Consider the following 19,487-nt stretch of genomic DNA (forward strand, 5'->3'; position numbering starts at 1 on the left):
GATCCCCGCCCGGCACGCTATCTCATCCCCATGTCGCAACCCCAATCCCCCGACCGTTTCAACGAAGACAAGGCCAGCTACACGGTGCGCGGGTCCGGCGCGCCGGACATCGATGCGGGGGTGGAGGCGATCCGCACGACGCTGCGAACCCTGCCGATCCGGCCCGGCGTCTATCGGATGCACGACGCCCGCGGCGACGTCCTCTATGTCGGCAAGGCCCGCGCGCTCAAGAATCGCGTCGCCAACTATACCCAGGTCGACCGGCTTCCCCGCCGCCTGCAACGCATGGTCGCCCAGACCCGCTCCATGACCATCGTGACCACCAACAGCGAGGCCGAAGCCCTGCTGCTGGAGGCGCAACTCATCAAGCGCTACCGCCCGCCCTACAATGTCCTGTTGCGCGACGATAAAAGCTTCCCCTTCATCCTGCTGCGGGATGATCATGCCTTTCCCCGCGTCCAGAAGCATCGCGGCGCGCGCAAGGCGAAGGGCCGCTATTATGGCCCTTTCGCCAGCGCCGGGTCGGTCACCCGCACCATCAACGCGCTACAGAAGCTCTTTCTGCTGCGCTCCTGCACTGACAGCTTCTTCGCCAATCGCTCGCGCCCCTGCCTTCTCTATCAAATCAAGCGCTGCTCTGCCCCCTGCGTCGACCGCATCGACCCGGACGGCTATGCCGAACTGGTCCGTGACGCGCAGGATTTCCTGGGTGGCAAGTCGACCAAGGTGCAGCAGAAACTCGGCACCGCGATGCAGGCCGCGTCCGATGCGATGGATTTCGAGCAGGCCGCCGTCATCCGCGATCGCCTCAAAGCGCTGACCTTCATTCAGGGCAGTCAGGCGATCAATGCCGAAGGCCTTGGCGACGCCGACATTTTCGCGCTGGCGCAAAAGGGTGGTGCAATGTGCATCCAGGCCTTCTTCATTCGTGGCGGCCAGAATTGGGGCCATCGCAGCTTCTTCCCCGTCCACACCAACGAAGTGGCGGAGGACGAGGTGCTGGCCAGCTTCATGGCCCAGTTTTACGAGGAAGTGCCGCCGCCCAAGCTGGTCCTGGCCGATCGCGCGCCCGCCGAATGCGAATTGATGGCGCAGGCGCTCAGCGAACGGATCGGCAGCAAGGTCCGCATCGAAGTCCCCCAGCGCGGCGATCGCACCCGCCTGATCAAACAGGCGCAACGCAACGCGGTGGAGGCGCTGGACCGCCGCCTCGCCGAAACCACCAGCCAGGGCAAGATCCTCGACGAGATGGTCGAGATGTTCGGGCTGGACGCTGTGCCTGATCGCATCGAAATCTACGATAACAGCCATATTCAGGGCGCTCATGCCCTTGGCGCGATGGTCGTCGCGGGGCCGGAGGGGTTCCGCAAAAACGCCTATCGCAAGTTCAACATGAAGAACCCCGAAATCTCCAACGACGATTTCGCAATGATGCGCGAAATGTTCGAACGCCGCTTTGGCCGCGCCCAGCGCGAAGACCCTGATCGCGACAGCGGCGAATGGCCCGATCTGGTGCTGATTGACGGCGGCAAGGGCCAGCTATCGGCCGCCCGCGCCATGCTGGAGGAAATGGGCATCGAGGATGTCACGATGGTCGGCGTCGCCAAGGGACCGCACCATGGCCGCGACGGGCGGGAGGTGTTTCACCTGATGGATGGCCGCGAACTGACGCTCCCGGTCAATCACCCGGTCCTCTTCTACCTCCAGCGCTTGCGCGACGAAGCCCATCGTTTCGCCATCGGCGCCCACCGCGCCAAGCGCAGCAAGGCGATCACCGTGTCGTCGCTGGACGAAGTCCCAGGCATCGGCCCCGCTCGCAAGAAAGCCCTGCTCATGCATTTCGGCACCGCCCGCGCCGTCCGCGACGCGGCGCTGGAGGATCTGGCCCGCGCGCCGGGTGTTTCAAAAGCGGTGGCGCAGCAGGTCTATGATTATTTTCATGGCTGATCCCGACGGGGGCGCATAGCGCATGTCGATCCTCGCGACATCAGCCATCGTCTGCTCGCTGCGCCAGCATGGCGAACATGGCGCGATCGCGCGGTTGCTGACACCCGACCATGGCCTGATCGCGGGCTATGTGCGGGGCGGCCGATCCCGCGCGATGCGTCCAGTACTGCTCCCCGGCAATAGCGTCGCGGCGACCTTCCGCGCCCGGACGGAGGAACAGCTCGCCAGCCTGACCGTCGAACTGGCGCACAGCCGCGCGCCGCTTCATGCCGAACCCTTGCCTGCCGCTGCGATCGACTGGGCCTGCGCGCTGACCGCCATCGCCCTGCCGGAAGGCACGCCCTATCCCGCGCTTCATTCCGCGCTCGATGGCGTGCTGGGCGCGGTGGAGGCTGCCCCTGCGGCCCGTGGCTGGGCGGTGGCGCTGGTTCGCTACGAACTGCTGCTGCTCGCCGAACTGGGCTTCGGCCTTGATCTGACGCGCTGCGCGGCGACGGGCGACGCCACCGATCTCGCCTTCGTCAGCCCGCGCAGCGCGGCGGCGGTCAGCCGGGCAGGGGCCGTCGGCTATGAAAGCCTGCTCCTGCCGCTTCCCCCCTTCCTGCTGGAGGGTGGCACGGGCGAATGGAGCCAGATACTCGACGGCTTGCGCCTGACCGGCTTCTTCCTCGAACGCTCGATCCTCACCGACTGGCGTGCCGATGTGCTGGCAGCAAGAGAAAGGTTGGTCGAAAGGCTCAAAAGGGCGGTTGCGTGAAACCTCCTGTCTCCATAAGGGATCGCCACGCAATATAAGGAGTGCCCGCCCATGTTGATCGCCCTGTTCCCCGGAGACGGCATCGGTCCCGAAATCGTCGATCAGGCCAAGCGGGTGCTGGATGCGCTGGCGATCGACGGGCTGACCTACGAACAGGGGCTGGTCGGCGGCGCGGCCTATAAGGCGGTTGGCCATCCGCTCCCGCCCGAAACGCTGGAACTGGCCAGGCGCGCCGACGCCATCCTGTTCGGCGCGGTGGGTGATCCCGATTGCGACGCCCTTGAACGCCATCTGCGGCCCGAACAGGCGATCCTGGGCCTGCGCAAGGAACTCGGCCTTTTCTCCAACCTGCGCCCTGCCAGGGTATTTCCCGAACTGGCCGGCGAATCCGCCCTCAAGCCCGAAGTTGCCGGTGCGATCGACCTGCTGATCGTCCGGGAAACCAATGGCGACGTCTATTTCGGTGAAAAGGGCTTCCGCACCACGGCCGACGGCCTGCGCGAAGGCTATGACATCATGTCGTACAACGAAGCCGAAGTGCGCCGCATCGCCCATAGCGGTTTTCAGGCAGCACAGGCGCGGCGCGGCAAGCTGTGTTCGGTGGACAAGGCCAATGTGCTCGAAACCAGCCAGCTTTGGCGCGACGTGGTGATAGAGGTGTCGGCGGGCTATCCCGACGTGGCGCTCAGCCATATGTATGTGGACAATGCCGCGATGCAACTGGTCCGCAACCCCGGCCAGTTCGATGTCATCGTCACCGGCAATCTGTTCGGCGACATTTTGTCCGATCAGGCCAGCATGTGCGTCGGCTCCATCGGCATGCTGGCGTCCGCCACGCTCAACGGCAGCGGGCAGGGGCTGTACGAGCCGATCCACGGGTCCGCCCCAGACATTGCAGGCACTGGAAAGGCCAATCCGCTGGCGACCATCCTGTCCGCCGCGATGATGCTGCGCTATTCGCTCGACCTCGGCGCGCAGGCCGATCGTATCGAGGCGGCCGTGGCCAAGGCTCTGGCCGACGGCGCGCGCAGCGCCGACCTGGGCGGCGCCATGACCACGGTTGAAATGGGCGATGCGGTGCTGGCGGTTCTTTGACCGGCCACCGCCGCCCTTAAGATTTCGTCGCCCCGTCGTTCTTAAAAGAAAACGGGGACGCAACGAATGACGATTATATTGAAACAGGATCATGACGCCTTGCGCGCCATGATGCACGATTTCGCGCACGTCTTGCGCACGCGCGGTTCCGAAGCTCTGCCGGACATAGCGCGCAGGCGTATCTCTTTTTCCCAGCTGTTCCGTCAACATATGGGGCGAGAGGACGCCCGCGCCCTGGATTTGCGGAACGGCCGTCAGGCGGCGCAGGCCGATCCGGTCCTGCGCGAACATGGCCGGGCAATCCGCATCCTGTTCCTGCGCTACAGCGACCATATCAAATATTGGACGCCAACAGTGATCAAGGGGAGTTGGGACGACTATCTTGCGGCGGTGCTGGTGCTGCAAGGCGAATTGGCCGATCGGATGGCATGGGAAGAACGGTGCCTCTATCCGCTGATAGATGCGCAGCCACGCGGGGCAGCCTGACGCGCGACTGAATGCTGACATTTCCTCAGGGTCAGAACCGGACTGCCGGCGGCAGTTCAGGGCCAATTTCATCGCAAAGGTTCTGTCCTGTTCCCGGCGCCCGGCTTATTGCGGCTGTCATGACAGATTTCTCCCTTGCTTCGCTCCGTTCCGCCGCCGCGATGGTCCATGCCCAGGTGCCGCCAACCCCGCAATATGCCTGGCCGCTGCTGTCCGCGCGCGCGGGATGCGAACTCTGGGTAAAGCATGAAAATCACACGCCTACCGGGGCGTTCAAGGTGCGCGGGGCGATCACCTATATCGACTGGCTCCGTCGTACGCACCCGCATGTCACCGGCATCATCACCGCAACCCGTGGCAATCATGGGCAAGCGCAGGTCCGCGCCGCCACTGCCGCGGGGCTCAAGGCCACCATTGTGGTCCCCCATGGCAACGCGCTGGAAAAAAATGCGGCCATGCGGGCGTTCGGCGGAACCCTGATCGAACATGGCCATGATTTCGACAGCGCCAAGGCCGAAGCGCTCCGCCTGTCTGCCGAGCAGGGGCTTTTCATGGTCCCGGCCTATCATGACGAACTGGTCCGGGGAGTCGCCAGCTATGGGCTGGAACTGTTCGATGCGGTGCCGGACCTCGACACGGTTTACGTCCCCGTCGGCTGCGGTTCCGGCCTCTGCGGCACCATCGCGGCGCGCGATGCGCTGGGCCTCGCGACCAAGGTCGTCGGCGTCGTCTCCGCCCATGTCGATGCCGCCAAGCGCTCGTTCGAGGCGGGCAGGCTGCTCGCCAGCCCCACCGCCTACACTTTTGCCGATGGCGTGGCGGTATGCACGCCGGTACAGGCCGCGCTTGATTATTTCGGCCCCCGCGCCGACCGCTTCGTCGCCGTAACCGACGGTGAAGTCGCTGCCGCAATCCGCCATTATTGGCAGGACACGCATAATCTGGCCGAAGGGGCCGGAGCCGTCGCGCTTGCCGCCGCGCTTCAGGAAAAGGAGGCGATGCGGGGCAAGAAGGTTGCAGTTATCCTGTCTGGCGGTAATGGCGACATGAGCCAGATGGCCGAAATATTGGGCGGCGCCACCCCCGTGGTGCGGCAGGACATGCGGAAAGCGATATGAAGCGGAAAAGCGGCCAAAACCCGGATATCACCAAGAACTGGAAGCCAGCCACGCTGGCGATCCGGGGCGGCACCGCGCGCAGCGAATGGGGCGAAACCTCCGAAGCGCTCTTCCTGACCAGCGGCTACAGCTATGACCGGGCGGAGGACGCCGCCGCACGCTTTGCCGGTGAACAGCAGGGCATGACCTATTCGCGCCTCCAGAACCCCACCGTGGAGATGCTGGAACAGCGTATCGCCCTGCTCGAAGGGGCGGAAGCCTGTCGCGCCACCGCAACCGGCATGGCGGCGATGACGGCGGCGCTGCTCTGCCAGTTGTCGGCGGGCGACCATGTCGTCGCGGCGAAAGCGGCCTTTGGCTCGTGCCGCTGGCTGACCGATACGCTGCTGCCCAAATTCGGGATCGAAACGACCACGATCGACGCGCGCGATACCGCCGCATGGGAAACGGCGATCCGGCCCAACACCAAGGTGTTTTTCTTCGAAACCCCCGCAAATCCGACCATGGATGTGGTGGACTTGCGCGCCGTCTGCGCCATTGCCAAAGCGCATGGCATCACCAGCGTTGTGGACAATGCCTTCGCCTCACCAGCGCTCCAGCGGCCTATGGAATTTGGCGCGGACGTGGTAGCCTATAGCGCGACCAAGATGATGGACGGTCAGGGCCGGGTACTCGCGGGCGCGGTCTGCGGCACGCGTGAATGGATCGACAATGTCCTGCTGCCGTTCCACCGCAACACCGGCCCGACGCTCAGCGCCTTCAACGCCTGGGTGGTGCTGAAGGGGCTGGAAACGCTGGACCTTCGCATCCGCCGCCAGAGCGAAAATGCGCTGAAGGTCGCCGCCTTCCTTGAAGGCCGCGTGGCGAAAGTCCTGTATCCCGGCCTTCCAAGCCATCCCCAGCACGCATTGGCCATGTCGCAAATGGCGATGGCCGGTCCCATCTTCTCGCTCTATGTCGGCGGTGGCCGGGCCGAAGCGCACGGCCTGCTCAACGGGCTCGAACTGGTCGACATCAGCAACAATATCGGCGACTCGCGGTCGCTCATGACCCATCCGGCCTCCACCACCCATTTCGGCATGGCCGAAGCGGCGCGGCTGGAAGTCGGCATTACCGAAGATATGCTCCGCCTGAACGTGGGTCTGGAGGATGCCGACGACGTCATTGCCGATCTTGATCGCGCTCTCACGTCGATAGGGCGTTGACGGGAGGCATCGGCCAAGCGCATCTCAGCATCATGAACGCGCTTTTCCCCTTCCACGCGACGACGCGCGATGTGACTGTTCATGTCGCCGTCTCCTTCCTGCCCGAACAGTCGGAGCCGGACCGGGGCCGCTGGTTCTGGGCCTATCATATCCGCATCGAAAATCACGGCGACCTGCCGGTGCAACTGCTCAGCCGCCACTGGATCATTACCGATGGGCGGGGCGTCCAGCACCGTGTCGACGGCGACGGCGTGGTCGGTGAACAGCCGGTGGTACAGCCGGGCAAAAGCTATGATTATGTGTCGGGTTGCCCGCTCAATACGCCCACCGGATCGATGCAGGGCAATTATCAGATGATCGGCATGGGCGGCGAAACCTTTGAGGTCGCGATTCCGCATTTCGCCCTCATCGCCCCGGCGGTCGCCGAATGAAGCGCACCCATTTGCCGCTGAACGGCCTGCGCGTGCTGGACGCAGCCGCCCGCCATCTGTCCTTCACCCGCGCGGCTGATGAACTGGCGGTCACGCCCGCCGCCGTTGGCCAGCAGATTCGCGCGCTGGAGGATCTGCTGGGAGTCGTCCTGTTCCGCCGCACGCCCAAGGGGCTGGAACTGACCCCGGAAACCGAAGGCGGCCTGGACGCGCTGCGCGCCGGCTTTCTGGAATTTGAGGAAGCCGTCCGCGCCATGCAGGCGGGCCAGTCCAGCAGCGCCCTCACCATTGCGGCGCCGCGCGACATCACCGCCAAATGGCTTCAGCCGCGTCTGGCCGCCTACGCCGCCAGCCAGCCCGGCCTGACCTTCTCTCTGGTCGCGGCTGACGAGATGCTCGATTTCACCGAAGCCAATCTCGACGTCGCGCTGCGTCTGTCGGACCGGGTCGGGGAGCATGAGGGCGTCCAATTGGGCGAGCCGCTGTTCGTTACCGTAGAGGCGGCCAATGGCGGCCCGGACCAGCGCATCGGATGGCCCGGCTGCCCGTCGAGCGATCAGCCGGCCAGCATCCGTGTGGCCGACGCCGGGCTGGCGATCGAGGCCGCCGCCACTGGCTTTGGCCGTGCCAGCGTGCCCCTGTTGTTGGCGGAGGCGGATTTGACCGCCGGACGCATCCGTCAGGTCGGCGAGGCAGTTGCTTCGCCGCTGTCCTACTGGCTGATCGCCCCGCTACCGCAATGGCGGCAGAAGAAGGTGAAGGCTTTGGTCGAAGCGCTGACGCGCTGATATTGCGATGAGGATAGGTGATATGCGTGGCATGGCCGGATGGACGAGCAGCGTTCTCGCGTTCGCGCTGGTCGCCTGTTCCGGCGGCGAAGATTCGCCCGCAAATGATGCAAGGACGCAAAACGTCGCGCAAAATGCCGCGGGCAATGCTGCTGGTGCGCCTGTCCCCGATGCCAACGCGGCAGGCAATGTCGCAGAGCCGGAAGCCGACAGTTCAGTGTCGACCATCTATGGCGATTGCTATCTCAGGATCGACGGCAAGGTCTATCTCGACATCAAGAAGGATTGCCCGATGGTGTCGTTGCATGACGGCAATGGCAGCCTGATCCTGAATTCCGATGGCGAGCATCAGGTCAAAACCTATTTCGCCTATCTGACACCCAATGGAGACGGCACCGCTGGCGCGTCATGGAATGAAGAGCCCGGCGTCACCCATGCCCAGGCGCTGTTGTCCGAAAATCTCAAGCGGGACGGCGCCTGCTGGTTCGACAGTCGTGTCAGGATTTGCGCCACCCAGCGCTGAAGCGGGGAGCGTCAGCTCACCTCGTCGGGTCGCAACCGCCGCAATTTCGGGACGGTGGCCATCTGTGCTGCATCTTTAATATCCAACCGCAAATCCTCTCGCATCTGATGGATAGATGCGATCACTGGCCCCATCGCCACGCCCAGATCGACCAGCGCAGTCTCGGCCAGTTGCAGCGAGCTTTCCAGCGTCTCCGGCACTGCATCGCTCGCACCCGCCTTGTAAAGCTGCGCGGCATGACTGGTATCGCGCGCGCGGGCGATGATCGGCAGATCCGGCACCCATCCACGCACCCGCCGGGTCAGCCGGACGGACAGGACCGGGTCGTCCATCGTCAGGATCAGCGCGCGGGCATGGCCCAGCCGCAGCTTGTCCAGCATTTCCACCCGCGCCACGTCGCCAAATAATATGGGATAACCCGCCCGCCGCGCTTCTGCGACGACATCGGGGTCCGATTCGACGACAATGAAACGCTGCTTGTGGGTCTTGAGCAGGTCGCACACCATCCGTCCGACCCGGCCAAAGCCGATGACGACCGCTGCTGCCTCGGCATGCTCCTCGCTCGCTTCGGGCAGTTCTTCGCCCAGCGCCATTTCCAGTCGGCGGGCGACATCATGGCCAATCCGCGCCAGCAACGGCGTGATGGTCAGGCCAATGGCGGTGACGATCTGCCAGAAGGCGGCGGTCGACGGCAGGATCAGTTGTGCCGCCGCTGCGGTCGACAGCACGATCAGGGTGGTCTCCGACGGGCTGGACATCAGCACGCCAACCTCCAGCGCCACACCCTTGCGCGCCCCGGAAAAATAGAGCAGCGCGGCGGTCACCAGCGTCTTGGCCAGTACCACGCCCGCCACCGCCAGCACCAGGCTGGGCCAGTTGGCCAGGATCACGCGAATGTCCAGGCTCATGCCGACCGTGATCAGGAATACGCCCAGCGCCAGCCCCTTGAACGGGGCGGTGATGACCTCGACCTCGCCATGATAATCGGTTTCGGCGATCATCAGTCCCGCCAGCAGCGCTCCCACGATCGGCGACAGGCCCGCGATGGACGTCGCCAGGCTGGATACGATGACGACCAGCAGGCTCGCGGCCAGAAACACCTCCGGGCTTTTCGTCCGCGCCGCCTGGCTGAAAATATGCGGCAGGAACAGGCGGCCCAGCACCAGCATGATCGCGATGGTGATGCCGCCGCGCATCAGCGTGCTCATCATCTCGCCCCACGCCCCGTCGGGACTGGCCGCGACGGACGGTGCCAGCGCGCCGAGCATGAAGATGATCGGCACCAGCGCCAGATCCTCGAACAGCAGCATCGAAAATGCGGCTTTCCCGACGGCGCTCTGGGTGCCGACCATCGGCAGCACCACGGCGGTCGAGGACAGCGCCAGCGCCAACCCCAGACCGACTGCGCCTGCGGTCGGTTGGCCCAAGGCATAGAGGCCGAGCGCAATCAGCGCCCCGCTGCACAGCAATTCCGCCGCGCCCACGCCGAACACCTGCGCCCGCATCGTCCATAGCCGCTTGAAGCTCAGTTCCAGCCCGATGGAAAACAGCAATAATATGACGCCCAGTTCGGCAAATGGCTCGATCGCCGCGCGGTTGGAAATGGTGACATGATAGAGCCAGGGATATTGCCCGACCAGCGCGCCCAGGCCAGCCGGGCCGACCGCCAGCCCGACCAGGATGAACCCGATCACCGGACTGATGCGAAAGCGCGCAAATCCGGGAATAACCAGCCCGGCCGCGCCAAGGATAACGAGGGAGTCGCTGAAACTATGGGGATCAATCGCACCGGCCATGTCGCCATCATTGCGGCAAGTCGGTGGAATATCCAGCCTTTTGGTAGAAAAATGCCGTTACGGCAGTTCGCCACGCGCCGCGCGGATGCCGGTTCGAAATAGGGGATTTGAGAAAAAATGGTGCGGACGGCGGGACTTGAACCCGCATTTCCAGGGGAAGGCGGATTTTAAGTCCGCTGCGTCTACCGATTTCGCCACGTCCGCGTGCCGCATTCCCTGACGGCTGGCGCGGATCAGGTCAAGCCGCTGTGATCAGCTTTCGCCCTTGACGTTCAGCCGCTCGCGCATTTCCTTGCCCGGCTTGAAATAGGGGACGCGCTTGGCCGATACCGGCACTTGCTCCCCGGTGCGCGGGTTGCGCCCGGTGCGGGCTTCGCGCGCGCGCGTCGTGAAAGCGCCAAAGCCGCGCAGTTCCACACGACCGCCCGACGCCAGCCGGTCGACAATCTCGCGGAAGAAAAGATCGACGATCTTCTCCACCTCCGCAAGGTTCAACCCCGGATTTTCATCAGCCAGTTTCTGGATCAATTCCGAACGGATCATTGGTTGTCCAGCGCCCCTCTGCCGTGTCCCATCCATTGCATAGAGATTTGGCAAGGCGTTGACAATGAGGGAACAAGAAGTTCGTTTCGTTTCCAGAAATATTTGCAAAAGCCCGCCGGAACCAGTGTTCCGGCGGGCTTTCTGTTCGCTGCAAGGCACGAAGGGGTTTAGCCTTCGGTTTTCGCCTTCAGCGCTTCGCCCAGAATGTCGCCCAGCGACGCGCCGCTGTCGGACGAACCATATTGCGCCACAGCCTGCTTCTCTTCGGCGATCTGCATCGCCTTGATCGAGAAGGTCGGCTTTTTCGCACGGTCGAAACCAGTGATCATCGCGTCGAACTTCTGGCCGATCTGGAAGCGTTCCGAACGCTGTTCGTCACGGTCACGGCCCAGGTCGCTGCGCTTGATGAAGCCGGTGGCGCCATCTTCGCCGGCCTGGACTTCCAGGCCGCCGTCGCGGACTTCAAGGACGGTCACGGTGACGATCGCGTTCTTGTTCAGGCCAGCGGCAGCGGCAGTGGTGCCGCCCGCAGCCGGACCGCCACGCTCAAGCTGCTTCATGCCAAGGCTGATGCGCTCCTTCTCGACGTCGATGTCCAGAACGACCGCCTGCACGGCTTCGCCCTTGCGATGCAGCGCCAGCGCGTCCTCGCCGGAGATGCCCCAGGCGATGTCGGACATGTGGACCATGCCGTCGACGTCGCCGTCCAGGCCGATGAACAGGCCGAACTCGGTCGCATTCTTGACTTCGCCCTCGACGGTCGAACCGATCGGGTGACGCTCGGCAAAGCTATCCCACGGGTTCGACTGAGCCTGCTTGAGGCCCAGCGAGATGCGGCGCTTTTCAGGATCGACTTCCAGAACCAGAACTTCGACTTCCTGGCTGGTCGAAACGATCTTGCCGGGGTGGACGTTCTTCTTGGTCCAGGACATTTCCGAAACGTGGACCAGACCTTCGATGCCCGGCTCCAGCTCGACGAACGCACCATATTCGGTGATGTTCGTGACGCGGCCCGACAGCTTGGCGCCGATCGGATATTTGGCCGATGCGCCTTCCCAAGGATCGCTTTCCAGCTGCTTCATGCCAAGCGAGATGCGCTGCGTGTCGCGGTTGATGCGGATGATCTGGACGCGAACGGTGTCGCCGATGTTGATCATCTCATTGGGGTGGTTGATGCGCTTGTACGACAGGTCGGTGACGTGCAGCAGGCCATCGATGCCGCCCAGGTCAACGAACGCACCATAGTCGGTGATGTTCTTGACGACGCCTTCGATGATCTGGCCTTCGGCCAGCGTCTGGATGAGGCCGCTGCGCTGTTCGGCGCGGGTTTCTTCCAGAATGGCGCGACGCGACACGACGATGTTGCCGCGGCGGCGATCCATCTTCAGGATCTGGAAGGGCTGCGGAATGTCCATCAGCGGGGTGACGTCGCGAACCGGGCGGATGTCGACCTGGCTGCCGGGCAGGAAGGCCACGGCGCCGTCCAGATCGACGGTGAAGCCGCCCTTGACGCGACCGAAGATGACGCCTTCGACGCGCGCGCTCTCGGTGAACTCGGCTTCCAGCTTGTCCCAGGCGGCTTCGCGGCGGGCGCGGTCACGCGACAGCATCGCTTCGCCATGGGCGTTTTCGACGCGATCGACATAGACTTCGACTTCGTCGCCAACCTTAATGTCGGCCTTCTGGCCCGGCATCGCGAATTCGCGCAGCGGCACGCGGCCTTCGGACTTCAGACCTACGTCGATGACGGCCAGGTCGTTTTCGATGGCGGTAACGGTGCCCTTGACGACGCGGCCTTCAAAGCCGCCGTCCTCGCCACCGAGGGAATCATTGAGAAGCGCGGCAAAATCGTCGCGCGTGGGGAATGCCGTAGAGGCCATGGTCAGTCCTTCATACATCATTGCTGGCCAACCGGTTGTATCCGATGGTCTTTGGCCAAAACACGCGCAGGACCGAATATCCGGCGCGTATCCCGCCGGTCAGGGGCTTGGGAACGCGCGGCTGTGAAAAGCGAAAAGGGCGCGTGGTAAAACCGCGCGCCTTGACGGGTCAGCCCGCAGGGCGACCTTCAAGCTGGGCGTCCACAAGCGCAATGGCCCGCTGGACGGCCGCGTCTATAGTCAAATCGCTTGTATCTAGCAAGTCCGCACCGTCCGCGATTTTCAGCGGTGCGTGATCGCGGCTCATGTCGCGCGTATCGCGTGCCTGAATGTCGGCGATCAGGCTGTCCATATCGGGCTGTCCGCCCTGCGCCAGGCTGTCCTTGTATCGGCGTTCGGCCCGCACATGGACGCTGGCGGTGACGAAGATCTTGGCGTCGGCGTCCGGCGCGATCACCGTGCCGATGTCGCGGCCGTCCAATATCGCGCCGCCTGGCTGGGTCGCAAAATCCCGCTGCCGGGCGATCAGCGCGTCCCGTACCGCCTGATGCACCGACACGCGGGAGGCAAGGCTACCTACCGCTTCGCTCCGCAGCGCCGGATCGGCCAGTATTTCGTCGCCAAAGTCGCAGGCGGCCAGTGCATCGGCCTTAATGTCCGGATCGCCACCGCGCTTCAGCACCGACAGGCCGACCGCGCGATACAGCAGCCCGGTGTCGAGGCAAGGCAGGCCATAATGACGCGCCAATGCCTTCGCGATCGTTCCCTTGCCCGACGCGGCGGGGCCATCGACAGCTATGATCATCGGGCGTTGCCTTTGCGGATCGTGTTGGCAAGGCCGATCACCGCGATCGCCGCCCAGACAATCTCCAGCGCCATCGACGCCAGGTTGAAATGGATGGTGAGCGACGCGATCAGCAGCAGCGATCCCACAAGGTTCAGCAGGTTGAACCACAGGAAGTTCAGTTCCCTTGCTATGTTACTATAGGCATAGGCGACCACCATCAGGCCGCTGCCCAGCAATCCGACGATATTGGCCCAGTCCATCGTCATGCCAGAGCGCCCAGCGTTCGCAGTAGCGGGACAAAGGTAGGGAAGCTGGTCGCCACCGGCGCCATATCGTCGATCATCACCCCGTCGCGCGACACCAGCCCGGCCACCGCAAAGCTCATGGCGATTCGATGATCCAGCTTGGTTGCGATAGGCCCGCCGCCCGCCAATGGTGCGCCGCCGCTGCCCTCGATGATGATGCCGTCCTCCAGTTCCTCGACCGTTACGCCGATCGCGCGCAGCCCGGCCGCCATCGTCGCAATCCGGTCCGATTCCTTGACTCGCAATTCTTCCAGACCGCGAAAAACGCTGCGCCCCTGCGCCAGCGCGGCGGCGATGAAGGCGACGGGATATTCGTCGATCATGCTGGGCGCCAGCGCCGGGTCCGGCTCCACGCCCTTGAGCGCGGAGGCCGTGACCGCCAGATCGCCCACCGGCTCCCCGCCGACCTCGCGCGGATTGATGACCTCGATCGAGCCGCCCATTTCCCGAAGCAGGTCGATCAGGCCCGCGCGCGTCGTGTTCAGCCCGACATTGGCGATCGTCACCTGCGATCCGGACACCAGCAGTGCTGCGACCATCGGGAAAGCGGCCGACGATGGATCGCCCGGCACGACGATCTGCTGCGGTTTCAGTTCCGCTTCGCCTACCAGCGTAATGATCCGCGTTCCATCTGCTTCGACCTCGACATCCAGTTCCGCGCCAAATCCACGGAGCATCCGCTCGCTATGGTCGCGCGTCGGAATCGGCTCGACCACGCGGGTGATGCCGGGCGTGTTGAGGCCTGCCAGCAATATCGCCGATTTGACCTGCGCCGACGCCACCGGCAACCGATAATCGAGCGGCACGGCGGGGCAGGCGCCACGCATCGTCAGCGGCAGACGGTCGCCCGGACTGGTGGTGAAGCTTGCCCCCATCCGCGCCAAAGGCTCGGTCACGCGCGCCATCGGGCGCTTGCTCAGGGAAGCGTCCCCTGTGAAAGTGGCGGTCAGGTCATGGCTCGCCAGCAACCCCATCAGCAACCGCGTCGACGTGCCGCTATTGCCCATGTCGAGCGCGGTCTCCGGCTGGAGCAGCCCGCCCACACCCACGCCATGGATATGCCAGATGCCATCCGCATCGCGCTCTATGTCCGCGCCCATCGCCCGCATCGCCGCGGCCGTCGCCAGCACATCCTCGCCTTCCAGCAGGCCTTCGACCCGGCTTTCGCCCACCGCCAGCGCCGACAGCATCAGCGACCGGTGGGAAATGCTCTTGTCCCCCGGCACGGCGACGCTGCCCGACAGGGCAGGGGCGGCGGTGAAAGTCATGGGGGTCGGCGATGAAGAAGTGGCAGTCACTGAAGCGTTCCGATCATGTCGGGGTCGAAAAAATGCGCCCGGCTTTTGACAGCGCCGTCCCGCTATGGCAAGGCGCGCGACGTTTCGCGGGCAACTTCACCGTTGCGCCGCGTAGTTGGTATTTGAGCATCAAATAAAGGATTAGGCCGGACATGGTGAAGGCTGAATGGGGCACGAAGCGGACCTGCCCGAAATGCGCCACGCGTTTCTATGACCTGGGCAATGACAGCCCGGTCGTCTGCATCAACTGCAACGCGGCCTGGGAACCGGAGCCGGTGCTGAAGTCGAAGCAGCCGCTCCCCTATGAGGAAGCGCCCAAGAAGGTTATCGAAACCGCAGACGGTGAGCTGGAAACGGCCGATGACGATCTGGACCTCGACATCGACGTCGATGATGACGGCGATTCGCCGGATAATGACGTCGATCTGGGTGGTGACGACGACCTGGGCGTCGATGCGGCCAGCGACGACGACGCGGACGATAATTAAGTCATTTTGTTCTTGCCAAGGATGGCGCTGCGACCTAATGGCAGCGCCTCCGAAGCGCCGGACCCAAACGGCGCTTTAGCGATGGAAATGGGGCCTTAGCTCAGCTGGGAGAGCGCCTGCATGGCATGCAGGAGGTCAGCGGTTCGATCCCGCTAGGCTCCACCAGTTTCGCCGATACAAAAGCCGTCCGGGGGACGGCTTCCGGCGAAACTCCCGAAGCGCAAGCGGAGGGGCGCGATCATATACCAACGGGTTCCGCAGCCTTGCTGCCGCACCGGATGGGGCCTTAGCTCAGCTGGGAGAGCGCCTGCATGGCATGCAGGAGGTCAGCGGTTCGATCCCGCTAGGCTCCACCAAAATCTTGCGTGCAATCGCGCACAATCCTAAATGGCTGCCAGATGCTGCGGTGCGATGAGCATCGCGCCAGAAGAGGTGCATCTATGCGGGACGATTTCGCTGCCTCGGTCGCGGCGCACGGTGATGACGATCGGATTCGGGCGATACTGGAAGAGGTCTGCCAGACGACAGGCATGGGTTTCGCTGCGGTCGCCAGGGTGACGGAAGATCGCTGGGTCGCGTGCCAGATCGTCGACCGGATCGAGTTCGGCCTTGATCCCGGCGGAGAACTGGAAATCAAAAAGACCCTGTGCGACGACATTCGCCGTTGCGGCGAAGGCATCTATATCGATCATGTCGCCATGGACCAGGACTGGTGCACGCATCATGTCCCTCTTTTTTACGGCTTTCAAAGCTATGTGTCGCTGCCTGTCATTCTGCTTGATGGCAGCTTCTACGGCACGCTGTGCGCCATTGATCCCAACCCCCGTTCGGTCAGCGCGCCGGCCATCGTCGCCGCCATGCAGGACTATGCCCGATCGATCGGTGCGATATTGTCGGCGAAATGATGCGGATGGCCAGCCGATGGCACCGGGACTTTGCCTGACTCGTTTGCGCCGAGCGTGGCCAAGATAGATTTCAGACCTTGAGCGGCGCGGCCGCGACATGCCTCTCCTTGCATATGGCCTCATACCAAAGGTCGATTTGATCTGCGTCTAAATGCGCGTGCGCAGACCGGGTTAATTACGCCCTGTCATCGGCAATCGGATGGAGACCGAAGGTCCGCCTGCATCCGGCTTCAGCGTTTGTCGTCGATGATCAGAGGAGATTTGGCTCATGTTCCCATTTTCGCGCACCCTCACGGCTATGGTCTGCGCCCTCGCGCTTTCCGCCGCCCCCGCCCTGGCCGCCCCGCACGCCGATGCAGCACAGGCGCAGGCCATGCTCGAAAAAGCCGTGGCGACCATCAAGACGGCCGGCGCCGGGCCTGCCTTTGCTGCGTTCAATCAAAAGGACGGGGTATTCAACACCGGGGAACTCTATGTGTTCGTTTTCGACCTGAACGGGGTCTACGAAGCCTATGGCGCGCATCCCGGCCTGGTCGGCCGCGATGTCAGCGATCTGACCGATGCGGAAGGCAAACCGATCGTGCGCGACATGATAGAGATTGCCCGCACCAGCGGCCATGGAAAGATCAATTATGTCTGGCTCAACCGCGCTGACAATCGGGTTGAACGCAAGATGTCGCTGATCGAACTGGTCGACAATCATGTCGTGGGTGTCGGCTATTATCCCGAATAGGACGGGATCGGACTAGGGGCCATCGACGGCATGTGCCGCGTCGATGGCCCGTCACGCCGGGTCAGGGGATGGACACGAAACTGTCCATCACGCGCTTGCGCCCGGCCGTTTCGAACTCGATTTCCAGCTTGTTGCCTTCAATCTCCGCCACCGTGCCATAGCCGAATTTCTGGTGAAACACGCGCAGGCCCAACGCCATGTCGCTGCGCCCCTTGTTGCCGATCGACACGGCCGATGTGCGCGCCTCCACGATCCGCACCGGCTCGCGGCTGAACTGGCCGGATGATTGCGCCCGCTGCCACCCCGGCCCGCGCCCTTCGCCGCGCCCGACATGGGCGAACGGATCGTCCCGTTCCGACCAGTTGGCGCGCCACAGGGATGCGCCACCGCTCATGCTGCTTTCCGCATCGACATGCTCCGGCGGCAATTCGCCGACGAAACGCGACGGGATGCTGCTGGTCCATTGGCCATAGATGCGCCGATTCGCGGCGTGCAGGATCGTGCAGCGCTTGCGCGCCCGCGTGATCGCAACATAGGCCAGCCGCCGTTCCTCCTCCAGGCTGTTGAGGCCGCCTTCGTCCAGCGCCCGCTGCGACGGGAAAATCCCTTCCTCCCAACCCACCAGGAAGGTCGAATCAAACTCCAGTCCCTTGGCGGCATGAATCGTCATGATCGTGACCTTGCGCTCTTCCTGCTGCGCTTCATTGTCCATGACGAGGCTGACATGCTCCAGAAACGCGCCCAGCGTCTCATATTCCTCCATCGCCCGCGCCAGTTCGCCCAGATTCTCCAGCCGCCCGGCGCTCTCGGTCGATCGCTCGGCCTGCAACATCGCGGTATAGCCGCTCTCGTCCAACATCTGCCGCGCCAGTTCGGCATGGGGCAGGGTGGCCGCCCGGTCGCGCCAGCGCGCCACATCGCCCACGAAAGCGCCCAGCGACCGGCGCGCCTGCGGCGTCAGTTCGTCCGTGTCGAGGATGCGCGCCGCCGCGTGGAGCAGCGGTATCCCCTCCGCCCTAGCCAGCCGGTGCAATTTCTCCACCGCCTTGTCGCCAAGACCCCGCTTGGGAACATTGACGATCCGTTCGAACGCCAGATCGTCGGCGGGCTGGTTCACCAGTCGCAAATAGGCCAGCGCATCGCGGATTTCGGCCCGTTCATAAAAGCGGAAGCCGCCGACGATACGGTACGGCATCCCGATCTGGATGAAGCGATCCTCAAACTCGCGCGTCTGGTGCTGCGCCCGAACCAGGATCGCGACTTCGTCGAGCGACCCGCCATCGCGCTGGATCGCCTCGATCTCCTCGCCGACCCGCCGCGCTTCTTCCGGCCCGTCCCATATGCCGACGACGCGCACCTTCTCGCCCACGTCGATGTCGGTCCACAATGTCTTGCCCAGCCGATTGCCATTTTCGGCGATCACGCCCGATGCCGCGCCCAATATATGCGGGGTGGAGCGATAATTTTGTTCCAGCCTAATGATCTTCGCGCCGGGAAAATCCTTCTCGAACCGCAGGATATTGGCGACTTCCGCCCCGCGCCAGGAATAGATGGACTGGTCGTCATCGCCCACGCAGCACAGATTCTTGCGCGTCTGCGCCAGCAGCCGCAGCCACAGATATTGGCTGGAGTTGGTGTCCTGATATTCGTCCACCATGATATATTTGAACCGCTGCTGATAGCTTTCCAGCACGTCGCGATGGCTTTTCAATATCGTCAGAACATGCAGCAGCAAGTCCCCGAAATCACAGGCATTAACTGCGCGCAACCGGGCCTGATAGGCGGCGTACAGCTTTTGCCCCTTGCCATTGGCATAACCCTCGCTCTCGCCCGCGCTGATGTCGTCCGGGGTCCAGCCCTTATTCTTCCACTGGTCGATCAAGCCGCCCAATTGCCGCGCGGGCCAGCGCTTCTCGTCAATCCCTTCGGCCTGAATCAACTGCTTCATCAGCCGCAACTGGTCGTCCGTATCCAGGATCGTGAAATTGGATTGCAGCCCGACCAGTTCGGCATGACGCCGCAGCATCTTGGCCGCGATCGCGTGAAATGTGCCCAGCCATGGCATCCCCTCGACTGCCGGACCGATCATACGCCCCACCCGTTCGCGCATTTCCCGCGCCGCCTTGTTGGTGAAGGTGACGGACAGGATTTCGGATGGCCAGGCGCGCCGGGTCGCGACCAGATGGGCCAGACGCGCGGTCAGCGCAGCCGTCTTGCCCGTTCCGGCACCCGCCAGCACCAGCACTGGCCCTTCGGTCGTCAGCACCGCTTCGCGCTGCGGCGGGTTCAGGCCCTTGATATAGTCGGGGTCGGTGGAGGAGGGAGCGGGAACGTTCATGGACAACAACTAGGGCTGGGCAGGGGCGGGGGCAAGGCGTCAGCCTTGCAGTGACGCGCCTTCT

The 19,487-nt window shown here is 63.8% G+C and carries 20 protein-coding genes and 3 tRNA genes; 15 read left to right on the forward strand and 8 right to left on the reverse strand.

Annotated features, from left to right (window positions below):
• The first annotated feature begins 30 nt into the window (after positions 1-30).
• From uvrC to IWY39_RS01400, 9 genes are all read left to right on the forward strand, one after another.
• A complete protein-coding gene (uvrC, locus tag IWY39_RS01360) occupies positions 31-1,947 on the forward strand; it encodes an excinuclease ABC subunit UvrC (RefSeq protein ID WP_107125498.1) in 1,917 nt (638 codons plus the stop codon).
• A 22-nt stretch (positions 1,948-1,969) separates the two neighbouring features.
• Positions 1,970-2,704 (forward strand): DNA repair protein RecO, encoded by a 735-nt coding sequence (recO, locus tag IWY39_RS01365; protein ID WP_107125499.1) that lies wholly within the window; start codon positions 1,970-1,972, stop codon positions 2,702-2,704.
• A gap of 51 nt (positions 2,705-2,755) precedes the next feature.
• Positions 2,756-3,799, forward strand: coding sequence for a 3-isopropylmalate dehydrogenase (leuB, locus tag IWY39_RS01370; RefSeq protein ID WP_196871315.1), 1,044 nt, complete (start codon positions 2,756-2,758; stop codon positions 3,797-3,799).
• A 66-nt stretch (positions 3,800-3,865) separates the two neighbouring features.
• A complete protein-coding gene (locus IWY39_RS01375; RefSeq protein ID WP_107125501.1) occupies positions 3,866-4,285 on the forward strand; it encodes a hemerythrin domain-containing protein in 420 nt (139 codons plus the stop codon).
• A 119-nt stretch (positions 4,286-4,404) separates the two neighbouring features.
• Positions 4,405-5,403, forward strand: coding sequence for a threonine dehydratase (locus tag IWY39_RS01380; protein WP_107125502.1), 999 nt, complete (start codon positions 4,405-4,407; stop codon positions 5,401-5,403).
• A complete protein-coding gene (gene metZ / locus IWY39_RS01385; RefSeq protein ID WP_019052001.1) occupies positions 5,400-6,608 on the forward strand; it encodes an O-succinylhomoserine sulfhydrylase in 1,209 nt (402 codons plus the stop codon). The genes IWY39_RS01380 and metZ overlap by 4 nt, the downstream gene beginning before the upstream one ends.
• 32 nt (positions 6,609-6,640) lie before the next feature.
• Positions 6,641-7,039: a Co2+/Mg2+ efflux protein ApaG gene (apaG, locus tag IWY39_RS01390; protein WP_107125583.1), complete on the forward strand. Its 399-nt coding sequence runs from the start codon at positions 6,641-6,643 to the stop codon at positions 7,037-7,039.
• Positions 7,036-7,827 (forward strand): LysR family transcriptional regulator, encoded by a 792-nt coding sequence (locus IWY39_RS01395; RefSeq protein ID WP_107125503.1) that lies wholly within the window; start codon positions 7,036-7,038, stop codon positions 7,825-7,827. The genes apaG and IWY39_RS01395 overlap by 4 nt, the downstream gene beginning before the upstream one ends.
• Before the next feature lie 31 nt (positions 7,828-7,858).
• A complete protein-coding gene (locus tag IWY39_RS01400; protein WP_231377478.1) occupies positions 7,859-8,350 on the forward strand; it encodes a hypothetical protein in 492 nt (163 codons plus the stop codon).
• Between the two features lie 11 nt (positions 8,351-8,361).
• Here IWY39_RS01400 and IWY39_RS01405 read toward each other — a convergent pair whose 3' ends face one another.
• From IWY39_RS01405 to aroA, 7 genes are all read right to left on the reverse strand, one after another.
• Positions 8,362-10,146, reverse strand: coding sequence for a cation:proton antiporter domain-containing protein (locus IWY39_RS01405; RefSeq protein ID WP_107125505.1), 1,785 nt, complete (start codon positions 10,144-10,146; stop codon positions 8,362-8,364).
• Between the two features lie 118 nt (positions 10,147-10,264).
• Positions 10,265-10,350, reverse strand: a tRNA-Leu gene (locus tag IWY39_RS01410).
• Between the two features lie 48 nt (positions 10,351-10,398).
• Positions 10,399-10,689 (reverse strand): integration host factor subunit beta, encoded by a 291-nt coding sequence (locus IWY39_RS01415; RefSeq protein WP_017182696.1) that lies wholly within the window; start codon positions 10,687-10,689, stop codon positions 10,399-10,401.
• Positions 10,690-10,856: 167 nt separating this feature from the next.
• Entirely contained in the window at positions 10,857-12,569 is a 1,713-nt protein-coding gene (gene rpsA / locus IWY39_RS01420) for a 30S ribosomal protein S1 (protein WP_026002310.1), read from the reverse strand.
• A 169-nt stretch (positions 12,570-12,738) separates the two neighbouring features.
• Positions 12,739-13,374: a (d)CMP kinase gene (gene cmk / locus IWY39_RS01425; RefSeq protein ID WP_017182694.1), complete on the reverse strand. Its 636-nt coding sequence runs from the start codon at positions 13,372-13,374 to the stop codon at positions 12,739-12,741.
• Entirely contained in the window at positions 13,371-13,622 is a 252-nt protein-coding gene (locus IWY39_RS01430) for a CBU_0592 family membrane protein (RefSeq protein WP_019052007.1), read from the reverse strand. Before IWY39_RS01430 ends, cmk begins: the two co-directional genes overlap by 4 nt.
• A complete protein-coding gene (aroA, locus tag IWY39_RS01435) occupies positions 13,619-14,929 on the reverse strand; it encodes a 3-phosphoshikimate 1-carboxyvinyltransferase (protein WP_181316793.1) in 1,311 nt (436 codons plus the stop codon). Before aroA ends, IWY39_RS01430 begins: the two co-directional genes overlap by 4 nt.
• An 11-nt stretch (positions 14,930-14,940) precedes the next feature.
• Between aroA and IWY39_RS01440 the strand changes: the two genes are divergently transcribed.
• The 6 genes from IWY39_RS01440 (at position 14,941) to IWY39_RS01465 (ending at position 17,085) form a co-directional block, all read left to right on the forward strand.
• On the forward strand, positions 14,941-15,096 hold the full coding sequence (locus IWY39_RS01440) for a hypothetical protein (protein WP_181316794.1): 156 nt from the start codon (positions 14,941-14,943) through the stop codon (positions 15,094-15,096).
• A 15-nt stretch (positions 15,097-15,111) separates the two neighbouring features.
• The gene (locus tag IWY39_RS01445; protein ID WP_017182690.1) at positions 15,112-15,447 is read left to right on the forward strand and encodes a TIGR02300 family protein; all 336 of its coding nucleotides are present in this window, start codon (positions 15,112-15,114) and stop codon (positions 15,445-15,447) included.
• Positions 15,448-15,536: 89 nt separating this feature from the next.
• Positions 15,537-15,612: transfer RNA gene (locus IWY39_RS01450), tRNA-Ala, on the forward strand.
• Positions 15,613-15,727: 115 nt separating this feature from the next.
• Positions 15,728-15,803, forward strand: a tRNA-Ala gene (locus tag IWY39_RS01455).
• A gap of 84 nt (positions 15,804-15,887) precedes the next feature.
• Positions 15,888-16,352 carry a GAF domain-containing protein gene (locus IWY39_RS01460; RefSeq protein WP_107125507.1) on the forward strand — a complete coding sequence of 155 codons (465 nt, stop codon included), beginning with the start codon at positions 15,888-15,890 and terminating at the stop codon, positions 16,350-16,352.
• Positions 16,353-16,620: 268 nt separating this feature from the next.
• Positions 16,621-17,085 (forward strand): cache domain-containing protein, encoded by a 465-nt coding sequence (locus IWY39_RS01465; RefSeq protein ID WP_107125508.1) that lies wholly within the window; start codon positions 16,621-16,623, stop codon positions 17,083-17,085.
• A 61-nt stretch (positions 17,086-17,146) separates the two neighbouring features.
• Here the strand turns inward: IWY39_RS01465 and IWY39_RS01470 are convergent, their stop codons facing one another.
• Positions 17,147-19,423 (reverse strand): ATP-dependent helicase, encoded by a 2,277-nt coding sequence (locus IWY39_RS01470; RefSeq protein WP_107125509.1) that lies wholly within the window; start codon positions 19,421-19,423, stop codon positions 17,147-17,149.
• Between the last annotated feature and the right edge of the window lie 64 nt (positions 19,424-19,487).

It is taken from the genome of Sphingobium sp. JAI105 (genome assembly GCF_015752145.1).
GTDB lineage: Bacteria > Pseudomonadota > Alphaproteobacteria > Sphingomonadales > Sphingomonadaceae > Sphingobium > Sphingobium xenophagum.

Excerpts from the sequence above, each read along its gene's own strand:
- IWY39_RS01405 (WP_107125505.1), bottom strand. The coding sequence starts at position 10,146 with ATGGCCGGTGCGATTGATCCCCATAGTTTCAGCGACTCCCTCGTTATC.
- IWY39_RS01470 (WP_107125509.1), bottom strand. The coding sequence starts at position 19,423 with ATGAACGTTCCCGCTCCCTCCTCCACCGACCCCGACTATATCAAGGGC.
- IWY39_RS01445 (WP_017182690.1), top strand. The coding sequence starts at position 15,112 with ATGGTGAAGGCTGAATGGGGCACGAAGCGGACCTGCCCGAAATGCGCC.
- IWY39_RS01415 (WP_017182696.1), bottom strand. The coding sequence starts at position 10,689 with ATGATCCGTTCGGAATTGATCCAGAAACTGGCTGATGAAAATCCGGGG.
- IWY39_RS01430 (WP_019052007.1), bottom strand. The coding sequence starts at position 13,622 with ATGACGATGGACTGGGCCAATATCGTCGGATTGCTGGGCAGCGGCCTG.
- IWY39_RS01440 (WP_181316794.1), top strand. The coding sequence starts at position 14,941 with ATGAAGAAGTGGCAGTCACTGAAGCGTTCCGATCATGTCGGGGTCGAA.
- cmk (WP_017182694.1), bottom strand. The coding sequence starts at position 13,374 with ATGATCATAGCTGTCGATGGCCCCGCCGCGTCGGGCAAGGGAACGATC.
- IWY39_RS01395 (WP_107125503.1), top strand. The coding sequence starts at position 7,036 with ATGAAGCGCACCCATTTGCCGCTGAACGGCCTGCGCGTGCTGGACGCA.
- IWY39_RS01400 (WP_231377478.1), top strand. The coding sequence starts at position 7,859 with ATGGCCGGATGGACGAGCAGCGTTCTCGCGTTCGCGCTGGTCGCCTGT.
- IWY39_RS01465 (WP_107125508.1), top strand. The coding sequence starts at position 16,621 with ATGTTCCCATTTTCGCGCACCCTCACGGCTATGGTCTGCGCCCTCGCG.
- uvrC (WP_107125498.1), top strand. The coding sequence starts at position 31 with ATGTCGCAACCCCAATCCCCCGACCGTTTCAACGAAGACAAGGCCAGC.
- IWY39_RS01375 (WP_107125501.1), top strand. The coding sequence starts at position 3,866 with ATGACGATTATATTGAAACAGGATCATGACGCCTTGCGCGCCATGATG.
- IWY39_RS01460 (WP_107125507.1), top strand. The coding sequence starts at position 15,888 with ATGCGGGACGATTTCGCTGCCTCGGTCGCGGCGCACGGTGATGACGAT.
- aroA (WP_181316793.1), bottom strand. The coding sequence starts at position 14,929 with ATGACTTTCACCGCCGCCCCTGCCCTGTCGGGCAGCGTCGCCGTGCCG.
- leuB (WP_196871315.1), top strand. The coding sequence starts at position 2,756 with ATGTTGATCGCCCTGTTCCCCGGAGACGGCATCGGTCCCGAAATCGTC.
- recO (WP_107125499.1), top strand. The coding sequence starts at position 1,970 with ATGTCGATCCTCGCGACATCAGCCATCGTCTGCTCGCTGCGCCAGCAT.
- IWY39_RS01380 (WP_107125502.1), top strand. The coding sequence starts at position 4,405 with ATGACAGATTTCTCCCTTGCTTCGCTCCGTTCCGCCGCCGCGATGGTC.
- rpsA (WP_026002310.1), bottom strand. The coding sequence starts at position 12,569 with ATGGCCTCTACGGCATTCCCCACGCGCGACGATTTTGCCGCGCTTCTC.
- apaG (WP_107125583.1), top strand. The coding sequence starts at position 6,641 with ATGAACGCGCTTTTCCCCTTCCACGCGACGACGCGCGATGTGACTGTT.
- metZ (WP_019052001.1), top strand. The coding sequence starts at position 5,400 with ATGAAGCGGAAAAGCGGCCAAAACCCGGATATCACCAAGAACTGGAAG.